Here is a 14,834-nt window from a genome sequence, read left to right on the forward strand (position 1 = left end):
TAATAATTTTTTAAGGATCGCCTCTTTACGTTCTGGTGAATACCGAGCCATTTTGTTCTCTTTTGCCGCACCCTGTCTTTAAAAATAATGATTATTTAGGGGTGACAACAATCCTGACACAGGGGGAACCCCACGACTTTGATTCACCTCGGCCGTAAGGCCGCAATCAATATTGCATTGTGCTAAACAGAGCCAATCTGGAAGCCCCACGACTTGTAAACTAAAGCATTCAAACGTAGTTTGAAAAGCTTTAAAGTCTAACCTTGGTGCAAATCAACTCAGCTTGAGTTGCAAAAAACCATTATTATCTCTGCGTTATTACTCCGATGCCATAAGGATTACCGTGCCTCAGCCCTTACCCGAACCTCAGTTCAATGCAGCGCAGCTGTGCCCTTTATGCCAAGGGGCGAATCAGTGTGCAATGACTCTTGGGGCTGATATTAGTGAGTGTTGGTGTGCTAAGCAGAGGTTTCCTAATCTGACTCAATTGCTATCTGGCGATTTGGCGGCAGGCTTATCAACAAACGCTACAGTAGGGCTGAGTGCTGATAAGTTAGCGCAACTATTATCGCAGCCTGCGACGGCTTGTATTTGTGAGACTTGTTTAAGCCGGATAAAGCGAGGGCTAGTTGCTTCAGTTGCTTCAGTTACTTCAGAAAATAAAAACAGCCCATCGGGATTAGGCGATGGGCTGGGATATGAGGTGAAGTAACCGATTAAGACTTATCGGTGAAATAGTCTATACGCACAGTCGTTTGTGCTGGCACGGGCTTGCCATGTTCAAACTTAGGCGCATAGCGCCATTCTTCGATCATTTTCAGTGTGGATTTTTCAAATAGTACACCGCCTTTGGATTCGAGCACTTCAGGATTTTTCACAAATCCCATCTCATCAACTGTGAAGTTAAGGGTCACATAGCCACTTTTACGTTGCATGAGGTAGGACTTAGGGTATTTGGGCACCGTGCGAAATAGCGGTTGCTGTTCCTGTGTGTCGGCCCAAGGTCGCATTTTGCCGATGGCGATACAGTGGGCGGTGGACTCGTCACGCTTTCCTTGGCGCTCATACAGTTCGACTAAATAAGCGTGGGCACTTAAGGCATAGGGATGGCTAAAGTTAAGGGCGTCAAACTGCTTAACCACTTCTAAAAGCAACGGAATCGCCTTGTCATCATGCTTTTCGGCATATTCAACGGCACCGACGACATAGGTGGCTTTGACTCTGTCGAGGGCATTTTCGGGCAGGATTTCTTTGTAAGTTTCATAGGCCTCGAAGGCATAGTCTCTTACCTTAGCAGTGTACAATTCTGTGTTGCTGAGACGAGTAAAGGCTGCCATTTTTATATTCGCCAACAGCTTTTTATTTGCAGTTTTTTCTGCAATTTCAATAGCATCTTCAAAAATCCCCTTCGCCACAGTCAGCTTAGGTGAGGTTTCCGCTGCGCCGAGTAGTGGGTCGATAAGCTCAGCGGCATGCTCGCCGTAATGTTTTTTATAATTGCTTAATGCGAGTTGATATAACTCATTCGCCTTAGCTGTTTTTGGCAAATTCTTTTCTTCAAATGGGTAAGGGGCGACTTGCTTCTCTATCGCACCAGCCCAGTTCATGGCGAGGTTAGCTAAGTCGACACTGTCCTTGGCATATTGAGCTTCGCCCAATTCGAAGGCCCTTTTGGCACTGGCTTCTATTTGGTCGTTATCACCTTGTTTGAGTGCGGCTTGGTAGTCACTGTAGGCTTGGGAAAAGCTGTTTTCCGAGGCGGTTAAAGGTAACGAAGTACTTAAGGCTAAAGCAAATAGACTGGCTAAGGGTAATATTTTTCCGTCTAACATCTTGTATATCCTTATGTTTAGTTTTTTCGGATAGTACAAATGTTTCACTCTTGATACAAGTTTGTTTTCGGCAGTTGGTCGCTAGGCAAGGTAAGAAGGTAAGCCTTTGCCTACCTTCTTACTTTGCCTATGGGCTTGGCACCCTTTAGGCAGAGACTTATTTAGTCACAAACCGCAAACCAAATTGGCCTAACTCACCGTAGTGGAATTGGCAGGTTTGATTGAGTGGCAAATCTAATACCCCCGCATAGGAGCCAGTGATCACATATTGTCCTCGGGTTAAGCCAATCCCTTGGGCGGATAAAAAGTTGACTAACCAATAAAGCCCGGCCTTAGGGAAACCGTTTGGATGAACAGCGGCTTTTTGTAGCGTTTCGCTCTGTTGCTGCTCGTTATGAGCAATTTCAACACTCAGGGCGAAATGGCCTGTTTCTCTCTCGGTTGGTGCAGATAGTTCTGGCCCTAGCCATAGGCCTTGATTGACTAACCCATCGGCGAGGGCATCGAAGTGATTAGCTTCGCTGGGGTTTTGATAACGACTTTTGATAAGTTCTAAGGCGAGGCGGGTTTTACCTAGGGCGGCGTCGATTTCTGCCTCAGAATAGGGCGTGGCACGTGGCGGTAAATCGTTGCCGATTTCAAAGGCGAGCTCAGGTTCGATACGGGCTAGCCCTTTGCTTGAAGGATAAAGCTGGCACTCGGCGGTTTCGATATACACATCGTGTTGATAGATGGGCGCCACTACGGTTTTTTCTGCCGTTGGGAGCAGGCACTTCCAACCCGCAATCGGGTTGCCTTGGGCGCTAAATTGCTGCGCAATCGCTTGTTGGATGGCAAAGGCGTGGGGGAAATTCTTGGGCCTTAACGCTTCTTGCAACAGGTCGCCCGCTTCACCTTTAGCGCGGCGCTGCGCGAGTTCTTGTGCTGCTGCGTTAATGGACTCAAGCTGTGCTTTCGTGTCTATTGGTGACATTTTTTATCCTAACTGACTTATTTTTAAAGACTTATATAGAGTGGCTTATGCCGCAATAAATGTGTACATAAGATATCAATTGACTCTATAAATCCAATCTGGGCCAAAAGAGAAATTGCGCTCAATATACCTTTTTGTGTTGGCAAAGGCTTGATAAAACTTATCTTCAAATGCTGAGCATTTATCGCCGAGCAAGATTGATTGAGTGTCAGCTTAATTATCCAAACAGGCGGATAAGTTAATCGCTTTTTAGGCTAGATCTTAGCGCGGTGCGGTGCCAGAATGGCGTTCCTTTCTGCTGTACTACTGGGACTTTTCCGTGAATCAAAGCCACTCTGGATCCTTGGCAAATAACCATGCTCAATTGGGGTTATTGTTTATTTCTGTCGCCGTGTTGTTTTGGGGGATTTTACCTATAGCACTTAAGCTATCGGGGAGTTTTATCGATCCGGTGACCTTGACTTGGTTTCGGTTTTTGGTGGCGCTCATCGTCAGTATTTTGGTGCAGTGGAGTGCTGGGAGTTTGAAACAGTTTGCGGCGCTCGATGCCAAGGTTTGGCTCAGGCTTATCCTCGCCGGACTGTTTTTAATGCTTAACTATGTGTCATTCGTCTATTCCCTCGACTATTTAGCCCCGGGCGCGGCGCAACTTAATTTTCAAACCTCGCCATTTTTCCTCGCCTTTGGCGGCGTGTTATTTTTTAAAGAACGCTTGAATGCGGTGCAGCTCAGTTGTTTTGCCGCTTTAGCCTTAGGGATGTTAATGTTTTTCCATCCCTTTTTAGATTTTTCCGCCACCGATAACCATGAGATCTGGCTTGGGGTGATGATAGTGCAGTTTTCTGCATTGTCATGGACCACTTATGCGCTGCTGCAAAAGTCACTGTTGAACCGTTTGTCCCCCGCCAACGTACTCTTAGTTATCTATGCCTTAGGTATTTTTGCGATGGCGCCCTTTAGCGACTTTAGCCAATTTGCGCAAATGGATAGCTTTGACTGGCAAGTGGCGCTGTTTTGCGCCGCCAATACCTTGATTGCCTACGGCTGTTTTGGGCAATCAATGAAGTATTGGCCGACGGCACAGGTGAGCGCCATGTTGGCGTTAACGCCAGTATTTAGCTTTAGTGCCACGGCGTTAGTGGTGAGTATCGGTTGGTGGCCTGACGTGTTTAAGGCCGATGAGTTAGATGCTTTATCGCTCTTTGGCATAGGTGTGATTATTGTGTCAGTGATGGTGGTGCAGTTGCTGCCCCTGTATCGCCAGCGCCGCGCGAGACGTTTACAACCCATTTAACTGGCAGCTGAATAGGTATCCTAGTGATCACACGCCTGACCGATATTGAATTAGAACAGATCCGCGGGGTTATCTTCGATCTCGACGGTACGCTTGCCCATTCAAACCCTGACTTTAAAGGCTTAAGAGCGGCATTAGGTATTGGATCGGGTACCGATATTCTCGAGCATATACATAACCTTGAGACCACTATGGCCAAGATGCAGGCGCTGGAAATTGTCCATGACTATGAGCTTGCCAGCTCGCGCCAAGCGAGCTGGATTGAAGGCGCGCAGGCGTTGATTACGTTTTTAAAGGCAAGACAACTGCCGCTGGCGATTTTGACCCGCAATATGCCCGAGGCAGCCAAAATCACCATTGAAAAACTCGGTATTGATATCCCCTTAGTACTGACCCGTTACGATGCCGAGCCAAAGCCTCACCCACAGGGGATCCACTTGATTTGCGAGCAATGGCAGTTGAGTCCGGCGGATATCTTGTATGTGGGGGATTACCTATTCGATCTGCAAACTGCGCAAAACGCCGGTAGCCGCTGCGCCCTCTACTGCCCTGAAGATGTGCCCGACTATGCACTCGCGGCGGATTTACTCATTGGCAATTATCAGAGTTTTATTGAAGCTTGGGCAGTGGCAATCCCAAAAGACTAAGTGCACACGATGCCAGATTGATAAGGTTTTATATCACTTTATGTCAATTCTCACTCGATGTGTTTGCGGTTAGGGAATCTTGCTTATCTTGTTTAAGCCCAAGCCGAATACTGTCGAGTAATGCCACTAACCAGCAGAGTAAAAAGCCATAGAGCAGTTCATTGGCATTAGCAATTGTGGTCTGGGTTTGTTGGGTGATTTCGGCAGAAATAATGCCGATATCAAGCGGTAAGGTGCCGTTTTGAATATCTAAGGCGATCACTTGCGCCACTTGATAGATTTGCATGAGTAGCAGTACAAGGCTCACGACCGCTAAGCTAAAAAATACCAGTGCAGTGCGTTTATGTTTTAGGTAAAAATGGCCGCTGCCGGGGGCGACAAAGGCGGATAACAGTCCGGCGTTAAAGGCTTTTTTCATCGAAATACACTAGATGCGTTGTTAAAGTCTACGCCGACACTAATAGACATGCAGGCTTAAGTGCAAGTTAATTTGGGCCAAGTATGAGTTAATTTGGAAAATATTGGATAACAAAAAAGGAGCCTAGGCTCCTTTTTTATGCGCTTGACCTAAGGGTTTAGGTTTGCGGATTACTCTTCGCGTGGTTTACGTGGTCTACGTTCGCCTGCTGGCTTGTCTGAACGTGGTTTGCGGTCAGCAAACGGCTTGTCACCCGACGCTGCACGTGGCTTACGATCACCGGCTGGGCGGTCGCTACGTGGACGACGGTCGCTACGGGCACCACGGCCAGAGTCAACAAAGACTTGGTCGCCAGCTTCACGGATATTCAATGGCTTACCACACACACGCACTTTCTTCAGGTGTTGCAGTACATCTTTTGGCATGCCGTCTGGCAGGTCAACAGTTGTCACTGAATCATAAAGTTGGATTGCACCGATATAACGGCTGTCGATATTGGCTTCGTTTGCGATAGCACCAACGATATTGCCTACACCTACGCCATTTTCACGACCTACGTCGATCACATAACGGCACATTTTCAGGTCTGGATTGTCTTTTAACGCTTCAGCGCTACCTAAGCTTGCTGGCATTGGACGAGATTCACGGCTACGGCGTTCGCCACGGTCAGCACCACGGTCTGAACTACGTTCGCTACGCTCACTGCGTTCATCACGAACACGTTCTTGAATCGCAGGTAATTGCAGTGGACGTTCCTGCTGAACTTGGTGCAGTAGGGCCGCTGCGAGCAGATCGGTATCCACTTCAAGCTGTTGGCATAACTGAGCAACGGCTTCACGCATAAATTCGAGATCGTTGTTCATGGTTTGAGCGAGCTGCTCACCCAAGCGTGACAGGCGACGTTCTGCAACGGTTTCTGGGCTTGGTACTTTCATTGGCGAAATACGGCTGTTAGTCGCACGCTCGATAGTGCGCAACATACGCATTTCACGGCTGGTAACGAACAGAATTGCCATACCATTACGACCTGCGCGGCCAGTACGACCAATGCGGTGAACGTAAGCTTCTGTATCGTATGGGATATCGTAGTTTACTACGTGGCCAATACGCTCAACGTCTAGACCACGGGCCGCAACGTCAGTCGCGATCAGGATGTCTAGCTTGCCGTTTTTGAGTTGTTCAACTGCACGCTCACGGGCTTGTTGGTTCATATCACCATGTAAAGGTGATGAGGCATAGCCACGGGCTTCAAGTTTTTCAGCTAATTCAACGCATGAGTTACGAGTACGAACGAAGATGATGATACCTTCAGTATTTTCAACTTCTAATACGCGTACTAACGCTTCTAATTTATTGTGCTGTGATACCTGTACGAAACGTTGTTCGATTGACTCAACTGTCGTTTGGCTAGACTCGATACGCACATGTACAGGGCTACGTAAATGCTGGTTAGCAACACGTTTAATTTGCTCTGGCATTGTGGCCGAGAATAGTGCCAATTGGCGCTCGCTTGGCGTGTGCTCAAGGATCCATTCGATATCATCGATGAAGCCCATTTTTAGCATTTCGTCGGCTTCATCGAGCACGAGTGCTTTTAATGAATCGAGTTTTAACGTGCCACGACGCATATGGTCCATTACACGACCAGGCGTACCCACGATAACTTGTGGACCACGTTTGAGGGCATTCAACTGTTGTTGCATGCTTTGACCACCGTAGATCGGCAGTACATGGAAATTCTTAATAAATTTGGCATAGCTACTGAACGCTTCAGCAACTTGAACTGCAAGTTCACGCGTTGGTGCTAATACTAAAATTTGTGGTGTGGTTTGGCTGGTGACTTTATTCAGCAGCGGCAGCGCGAAGGCGCCAGTTTTACCTGTACCTGTTTGCGCTTGACCTAAAATATCTTTGCCAGCCATAAGTGGATCAATACTGGCTGATTGGATTGGCGTTGGTTTTTCATAACCTAGCTCGTCAAGAGCACGCAACAAATTCTCGGATAGGCCGAGTTCACGGAAAGTTCTTTCATCGGATGACATTGAGTTGTAGCCTTGTGGATGCGCGCGGATTGGCGCTTAAGTTTCACAGACAGAAAATCAACCCCGTGTCGATTTCCCGCGAACGACGGATTATAGCAGCATATAAGCCGCTTTACCAATCCGGATAAGGATAAATCCACCGTTTAGGAAGGTTTTTTCACAAAAACTGAGCAAGAAACGCGCCACTTCGGCTAATTTTTCAAAAAGTTGCCATCGAGTTTAATTAATTCAAAAGCCGATTCCGCTACAGCGGCGAGAAAAACATAGTCCAAGGTCTCGTAGGTATCCTCCGGCGTATGATATTGCGGATGGGTGGGCACACCAAAATATAGCCAAGGGATTTTAGCCTGATGAAAGGGATAATGATCCGATGCTCTTAGCCAATTAGTGCTCTGGATACTTCTCCCCACAGGCTTAGGGTGACTGAGTTTGATGCACAGGCCGTTAGATTGATTCAACATTGGCCTAAATTGAGGAAATTGATAAAAGTTGCGGCTGCCCTCAAGGTAAATCGCGTAAGGGCGACTTGGGTGGCCAATCATATCCAGATTGAGCATCAGTTCAAATTGCGCTTCAGGCATTCGCTGCTTGAGTTGCTCCACTAAGGCAGTGCTGCCAAACAGTCCAGGTTCTTCGGCATCGGTCGCGACAAACATTAAGTTAATGTTGGGGAGTGAGTCGGGTGCAGCGCGTTGCTGCGCTTGCCAGTGGTTGGCGATGGCGAGTAATGCGGCAACGCCGGAGGCATTGTCATCGGCACCGTGGTAAACCTTGCCGCCTTTTATGCCGAGATGATCATAGTGGGCGACTACAATACGCCATTTATCCGTAGGTTGTCGCGCTGGCGCTAAGGCGACCAGATTGCTTCCCTCCTCTTGGCTAAATAGGGTGAAATATTCGAAGGGAACCTCGAAGGTTGTTCCCCAAGGTTTAAGGCCTAGTTGTTGAAACTGGCGGTTTAAATAGTCGCGCGCCTTGGCTGCGCCTTCTGTTTGGGTTTTACGCCCCATTAATTCTGCTGAGCTGAGTGTTGCTACTGTTTGCTTAAGATCTGCGGGGGCTGCCCAATTCAATCCAATCGCCTCAGGTGAGCAAGTATATTCGGCAGGTTGGCTAGTACAGGCCATGAGTCCCATACATAGGCTAAGGGTAAAAAAGCGCAATAAGCCCATGCATGGAGACCATGAGCGGATGATTGCAGTGAGTGCATGCGCCAAATTGCCCATGATTATCCTTAAGGTTGGCAATAGGAACGATCATTCCTCAGCCTAACAGGGATTTAGCTAGAGTGCATGGGCCCTAATGTGGATTTAATCTAATACCTGGATCTCGGGGGAGAGCGCCGCCTCTTGGTGCGGGCTTAAATTAAAGTGCTCTAAGCCTGAGACCAAATGTGTGCGCGAGCACAGGGTGACCTGAGTATTTTTGGTGAGTCCACCTTGGGCAAGCGTGGTGACTCGGCCATCGGGTAATGCCAGTAGGCTATTTTCTGCGGTGCTATCTATGACAGTAACTTGTAAACGAGTGGGTTGACCGATAATCGGATCGATAGCCGCGATAGCAAGTGCGAATAGCATTAGTCCTAAACAGGTAATGAGCATGACATTAACGCGACTTAAGCTGGTTAAGTTGGGGCGATGTTCTAACAAAATATCCTCCTCGATGGAGTGCGCCTTGGGAGTGTTCTCCCAAGGCGTCGTTGAGGTTGAAGCCTTACCTGATTATGACTGCGTTGCTAGTTGTGCATCCCGCTCCAGCAGCGGCTTTAAGAAGCGTGCCGTGTGTGAGGTAGGATGCAAGGCTACTTCTTCTGGTGTGCCTGTGGCGAGGATTGTACCGCCGCCACCGCCGCCTTCAGGGCCTAAGTCGATAATCCAGTCTGCGGTTTTAATCACATCCAGATTATGCTCAATCACCACAATCGTGTTGCCGTGGGATTTGAGTCGATGCAGTACATCCAGCAGCAATTGGATATCGGCAAAGTGCAGGCCTGTGGTTGGTTCATCCAATATATACAAGGTCTTACCGGTATCGCGTTTAGAGAGTTCCTTGGCCAGTTTTACCCTTTGGGCCTCACCGCCCGACAACGTGGTCGCGCTCTGGCCTAAACGTACGTAGGACAAACCCACATCCATTAGGGTTTGCAGTTTGCGGGCAATCGCAGGCACGGCATCGAAAAATTCGCGGGCATCTTCCACCGTCATTTGCAGCACTTCGTGGATATTCTTGCCCTTGTAGCGCACTTCTAAGGTTTCGCGGTTATAACGTTTGCCCTTACAGGCATCGCAGGGCACATACACATCGGGCAGGAAGTGCATTTCGACTTTAATTAAGCCATCGCCTTGGCAGGCCTCGCAGCGACCACCTTTGACGTTAAAGGAGAAGCGCCCGACCTGATAACCACGAGTTCGGGATTCCTGCGTTCCGGCAAAAATCTCCCGAATTGGGGTAAAGATGCCAGTATAAGTGGCGGGGTTTGATCGCGGAGTGCGGCCAATCGGGCTTTGGTCGATATCGACCACTTTATCGCATTGCTCCATGCCGACAATGCGATCGTAAGGCGCGGGCTCATCGACGGTGGCGCCGTTGAGTTGTTTGTGGGCAATTCTAAAGAAGGTATCGTTAATCAGCGTCGATTTACCTGAGCCCGATACTCCAGTCACACAGGTGAATAATCCCACAGGGATGGTTAAATCTACATTACGCAGGTTATTGCCGCGGGCGCCGTAGAGCTCAATCACTTGTTTCGGGTCGAACGGCGTACGTGGGGTACTGATATGAATATTGCGTTTACCCGAAATGTACTGCCCAGTGACGGACTCGTCGCAGGCGATAATTTTCTCAATCGGACCGTCGCAAATCACTTCACCACCATGGACGCCAGCGCCTGGGCCGATATCGATAATATGATCCGCCATACGAATAGCATCTTCATCGTGCTCTACCACAATCACTGTGTTGCCTAAATCCCGCAGGTGGATCAGGGTTTGCAGTAGACGCTCGTTATCCCGCTGGTGCAAGCCGATAGAAGGCTCATCGAGCACATACATTACGCCGACAAGCCCAGCACCGATTTGGCTGGCTAAGCGAATACGCTGCGCTTCACCGCCCGAGAGGGTCTCGGCCGAGCGTGATAGGCTTAAATAGTTAAGGCCAACATTGACGAGGAAACCTAAACGGTCGCGCACTTCCTTGAGGATTTTTTCAGCAATTTGTGCTTTTTGGCCGTTGAACTCGAGTTTGTCAAAATAATCTAGGGCTTCACCAATTGACCAAACGGTCAGTTTCGGCAAGTTTAGATCGCCAATAAATACGTGGCGAGCCTCTTCACGCAGACGCGAACCGCCACAGCTTTGGCAAGCTTGGGTGTTGATAAATTTGGCTAACTCATCGCGCACCGCGTTACTTTCGGTCTCACGGTAACGCCGGTCCATATTATTTAAGATGCCTTCGAAGGGGTGATTGCGCACCACCACATCGCCACGGTCGTTGATGTATTTGAAGGCGATGCTGTCTTTACCTGAACCGTAGAGAACGATTTTTCTCACCTTATCCGACAACTGTTCGAAGGGAACTTCGACATCGAACTTATAGTGGTCGGCCAGCGAACTTAGCATCTGGAAGTAATAGAAGTTACGTCTATCCCAGCCGCGAATCGCGCCGCCAGCCAGGGATAACTCAGGGTTGGTGATCACTCTGTCTGGGTCGAAAAACTGTTGTACCCCTAAACCATCGCAGGTTGGGCAAGCACCGGCTGGGTTGTTAAAGGAGAAAATCCGTGGCTCAAGCTCGGCCATCGAGTAACCACAGTGCGGGCAAGCAAAGTTGGCCGAGAAGATTAATTCTTCAGTGGCGCCTTCATCCATGCTGGCGACCACGGCAATCCCACCCGAGAGTTCGAGCGCTGTTTCAAAGGATTCGGCGAGGCGCTGCTGGATATCGCTGCGGACTTTAAAACGATCGACCACCACTTCGATGGTGTGCTTAACGTGTAAGTCGAGGGTTGGCGGATCGGTTAAATCGCAGACTTCACCGTCGATACGGGCGCGGATATAACCTTGAGCGGATAAACCCTCGAGTAATTTAACGTGCTCACCCTTACGGCCGTTGACCACGGGCGCCAGCAGCATTAAGCGGCTATCCTCGGGCATTTCTAACACTTTATCGACCATCTGGCTCACGGTTTGCGCCGCCAGCGGTTGGCCATGAGTCGGGCAGCGCGGTTCGCCCACGCGGGCAAACAGCAGACGTAGATAGTCGTAAATTTCGGTGATGGTACCCACAGTCGAACGTGGGTTATGGGAGGTTGATTTTTGTTCGATGGAAATCGCCGGGCTTAAGCCTTCGATATGATCGACATCGGGCTTTTCCATCAAGCTTAAGAATTGGCGGGCATAGGCAGAAAGAGACTCAACGTAACGTCGTTGGCCTTCGGCATATAAAGTATCAAATGCTAGGGAAGATTTGCCTGATCCCGATAACCCTGTGATAACGATTAACTTATCCCTTGGGATAGTCAGGTTGATATTTTTGAGATTGTGGGTCCGTGCGCCGCGTATTTCAATCTTATCCATCTATCGCTCAAGTCTTATGCTTAAAAAAATGAGCCTAAGTATCGCACAGTTCGGCGGCTGAGTTTAGTCGATTCTGTGATCTCTATTCTGGGTTGGCGGTAAGCCAATGCTTGGCCGTGGTCGATATAATCGTGATGAACCTAGCGAATTAACTAAGATTAATCCAAGTATGAGGGCAAGCCTAAGCTTATCTCTGTAAGTATCAAGTTAACTATTTGTAGCGAATCGACTTTTAGATAAGCCTTTAAAATAAAGACCTAAGGCCGTAACTGTGCCTTTTAAACGGCGTCGCGATGGGGCTGGACAACCCGTTAACTACGAGTGCTTAGGACGGTTTTTCCTTTTGAGCAAATGCTTTGTGGTGTGCTAACATGCGCCCCCTAAAAGACTTCAATCCAAGGCAAAATCATGGGTAACAACGGACTTTCAGGAACCGAGACAAGAGTCGCGTTTTCTTTAGCCAGTGTATTTGGTTTACGCATGATGGGCTTGTTTATGATCATGCCCGTCTTTGCACTTTATGGTCGGCATTTAGAAGGTTTTTCACCCCTTTGGGTGGGCATTGCCATCGGTGCCTATGGCTTAACTCAGGCCATTTTACAGATCCCTATGGGGATTTTATCAGACAAATATGGCCGTAAACCTGTCATTCTTGCAGGCTTAGTGGTGTTTGCCATCGGCAGTTTAATTGCCGCCAATGCTGAGACTATCTATGGCGTGGTGTTTGGCCGTGCTGTACAAGGAATGGGCGCGATTGCGGCCGCTGTGCTGGCGCTCGCGGCCGACTTAACACGGGATGAGCAACGTACCAAAGTCATGGCGATTATTGGTATGTGTATCGGTGGCTCGTTTGCACTGTCGTTACTGGTTGGCCCGATTGTGGCGCAGCATTTAGGCTTATCAGGGTTATTCTTTTTAACTGCTGGGCTTGCGGTGTTAGGCATGTTGATTGTGCAGTTATTGGTGCCCAATCCCATTTTCCACGCACCTAAGGGCGATACCTTAGCGGCGCCCGCGAAGCTTAAGCGCATGTTGACCGATCCGCAGCTGTTTAGGCTCGATGCGGGGATCTTTATTCTGCACTTAGTGTTAACCGCCGTGTTTGTCGCCTTGCCACTCGACTTAGTCGATGCGGGTCTGGTGAAAGAAAAACATTGGATGCTGTATTTCCCTGCGTTTGTGGGCGCATTCTTCTTGATGGTGCCGTTAATCATCATCGGGGTGAAGCGCAAGAATACTAAGGCGATGTTCCAAATTGCTTTAGTGATCATGATGTTTGCCCTTGCGGCCATGGCGATTTTTGCCAGCAACCTCTGGGTATTGAGCGTGGCCGTGCTGCTGTTTTTTACTGGCTTTAACTACCTTGAGGCGTCGCTGCCGAGTTTGATTGCGAAATTCTGCCCCGTGGGTGAAAAAGGCTCGGCGATGGGTGTTTATTCGACCAGCCAATTCTTCGGGGCCTTTTGTGGCGGTATGCTCGGTGGCGGTGCGTACCAATTAGTCGGTGCCGTGGGCGTGTTTATTGTCGCGTTGGTGTTAATGGGCATTTGGTTATTGCTCACCTTAGGGATGGAAAATCCTGTACTGCTTAAGAGTTACACCTTAGAGGCTGCCGTTAAAGACAAAATCCAAGCCCGTGATATGGCGGCGCAACTGTCACAATTGATGGGGGTGGTTGAAGCGATTGTGGTGCTAGACGAGAAAGTCGCTTATCTCAAAGTTGACGAGCATTTCGATTTAAGAGAAGCCCGAGCTGTGTTAGGCTCTGCTCAATAATATGTGTTATTGCCGCGAATACTTAGGGATGCGGATTTTCCCTTGCGGCAACAATTATAAACAACATACTGAATTAACAGATTATTTAAAGAATCGCAGGAGATTTCAATGGCCAGTCGTGGTGTTAACAAGGTAATTTTGGTTGGCAATTTGGGACAAGATCCAGAAGTGCGTTATATGCCAAACGGTAACGCAGTCGCAAACATCACCGTTGCGACCAGCGAATCGTGGAAAGACCAACAAGGTCAACAGCAAGAACGTACTGAATGGCACCGTGTGGTTCTGTTTGGCAAGTTGGCTGAAATTACGGGTGAGTACCTGCGTAAAGGTTCACAGGTTTACCTCGAAGGTAAATTGCAAACGCGTAAGTGGAAAGACCAAAGCGGTCAAGATCGTTACAGCACTGAAGTGGTTATCGACCAAAGCGGTAGCATGCAAATGTTAGGTGGCCGTAACCAAGGTCAAGGCCAAGGCGCCCCAATGGGTGGTATGCCACAAAACGGCGGTTACCAATCAGCCCCACAACAAGCAGCTCCTGCGCAAAATCAATACGCGCCAGCACCGCAAGCGGCTCCGGCTTACCAAGCACCAGCGCCACAACCTCAATCTGGCTACAATCAGCAGCCAGCTCAGCAAAGCTATGGTCAGCAACAGGCGCAGCCCCATGTTCAGCCTCACGCTCAGCCACAGCAGGGCGGTTATGCGCCTAAGCCTGCAGCTCCTGCGTATCAAGCGCCAGCGGCACCTGCGCAGCGTCCAGCGCCACAGCCACAACAAAACTTCACTCCAGATTTGGATGATGGTTGGGACGACGATATCCCGTTTTAATTTTCCAACTTTTACAGTGGAAACATAGTTTTTAAAAGCCCTGCAATATTTTGCAGGGCTTTTTGTTTATATGTGGCTTATCTTTCCTTTGAATAATTTTATTTGCTTAATTGTTAACAGTTGTTGCGGTTTAGGGTAGATTGTTTGAGTCCGCTAAAGGGCTTGAACTTTTGAAAATAAATTAACGTTATGACGACTACTAAAAGAAAGGAATTCTTCCATGGAAGATGTAATAAGTCAGGAAAATAATCCATTAAAGAGCGATGAAAAACAAATAACAGTAGATAGCAATATTCACAGAGTACCACTGTTTCATGTTTCACGGTAGTGTTCATAATTCTGTGTCATTTCAGTAAAATATTCAAAAACAGGAATGACACATGACCCAACCTTTTAACTTCGAACAAGCCCTTAAAGATCTGCAATCAGGTAAAAGCCTCACAGGTAAAG

The 14,834-nt window shown here is 48.4% G+C and carries 12 protein-coding genes; 5 read left to right on the top strand and 7 right to left on the bottom strand.

What is annotated here, in order from left to right; all coding sequences use genetic code 11:
• Positions 1-343 precede the first annotated feature (343 nt).
• Positions 344-712 (top strand): cysteine-rich CWC family protein, encoded by a 369-nt coding sequence (locus AEA42_RS12685; RefSeq protein WP_082389647.1) that lies wholly within the window; start codon positions 344-346, stop codon positions 710-712.
• 4 nt (positions 713-716) lie between these two features.
• On the opposite strand, the gene AEA42_RS12690 is transcribed toward AEA42_RS12685, so the two are convergent.
• Both AEA42_RS12690 and AEA42_RS12695 read right to left on the bottom strand, forming a co-directional pair.
• Positions 717-1,832, bottom strand: a complete 1,116-nt coding sequence (locus AEA42_RS12690; RefSeq protein ID WP_055647920.1) for an energy transducer TonB — start codon at positions 1,830-1,832, stop codon at positions 717-719.
• Positions 1,833-1,989: 157 nt separating this feature from the next.
• Positions 1,990-2,805, bottom strand: a complete 816-nt coding sequence (locus tag AEA42_RS12695) for a hydratase (protein WP_055647921.1) — start codon at positions 2,803-2,805, stop codon at positions 1,990-1,992.
• Between the two features lie 319 nt (positions 2,806-3,124).
• Between AEA42_RS12695 and AEA42_RS12700 the strand changes: the two genes are divergently transcribed.
• Positions 3,125-4,099, top strand: a complete 975-nt coding sequence (locus tag AEA42_RS12700; protein WP_055647922.1) for a DMT family transporter — start codon at positions 3,125-3,127, stop codon at positions 4,097-4,099.
• 23 nt (positions 4,100-4,122) lie between these two features.
• Entirely contained in the window at positions 4,123-4,746 is a 624-nt protein-coding gene (locus AEA42_RS12705) for an HAD-IA family hydrolase (protein ID WP_055647923.1), read from the top strand.
• A gap of 43 nt (positions 4,747-4,789) precedes the next feature.
• On the opposite strand, the gene AEA42_RS12710 is transcribed toward AEA42_RS12705, so the two are convergent.
• The 5 genes from AEA42_RS12710 to uvrA form a co-directional block, all read right to left on the bottom strand.
• Entirely contained in the window at positions 4,790-5,164 is a 375-nt protein-coding gene (locus AEA42_RS12710) for a hypothetical protein (protein ID WP_055647924.1), read from the bottom strand.
• Positions 5,165-5,334: 170 nt separating this feature from the next.
• Entirely contained in the window at positions 5,335-7,206 is a 1,872-nt protein-coding gene (locus AEA42_RS12715) for a DEAD/DEAH box helicase (protein ID WP_037422567.1), read from the bottom strand.
• Positions 7,207-7,397: 191 nt separating this feature from the next.
• Complete coding sequence (locus AEA42_RS12720; protein WP_055647925.1) at positions 7,398-8,432, bottom strand: M28 family peptidase; 1,035 nt, start codon at positions 8,430-8,432, stop codon at positions 7,398-7,400.
• Positions 8,433-8,516: 84 nt separating this feature from the next.
• A complete protein-coding gene (locus tag AEA42_RS12725; RefSeq protein WP_231640390.1) occupies positions 8,517-8,855 on the bottom strand; it encodes a hypothetical protein in 339 nt (112 codons plus the stop codon).
• Positions 8,856-8,927: 72 nt separating this feature from the next.
• Positions 8,928-11,780, bottom strand: coding sequence for an excinuclease ABC subunit UvrA (gene uvrA, locus AEA42_RS12730; protein WP_055647927.1), 2,853 nt, complete (start codon positions 11,778-11,780; stop codon positions 8,928-8,930).
• A gap of 408 nt (positions 11,781-12,188) precedes the next feature.
• Between uvrA and AEA42_RS12735 the strand changes: the two genes are divergently transcribed.
• The gene (locus AEA42_RS12735) at positions 12,189-13,556 is read left to right on the top strand and encodes an MFS transporter (RefSeq protein WP_055647928.1); all 1,368 of its coding nucleotides are present in this window, start codon (positions 12,189-12,191) and stop codon (positions 13,554-13,556) included.
• Positions 13,557-13,664: 108 nt separating this feature from the next.
• Positions 13,665-14,384 (top strand): single-stranded DNA-binding protein, encoded by a 720-nt coding sequence (ssb, locus tag AEA42_RS12740; protein WP_047536353.1) that lies wholly within the window; start codon positions 13,665-13,667, stop codon positions 14,382-14,384.
• The last annotated feature ends 450 nt before the right edge of the window (positions 14,385-14,834 follow it).

This window comes from Shewanella sp. Sh95 (assembly GCF_001308045.1).
GTDB classification, from domain to species: Bacteria; Pseudomonadota; Gammaproteobacteria; order Enterobacterales; family Shewanellaceae; genus Shewanella; species Shewanella xiamenensis.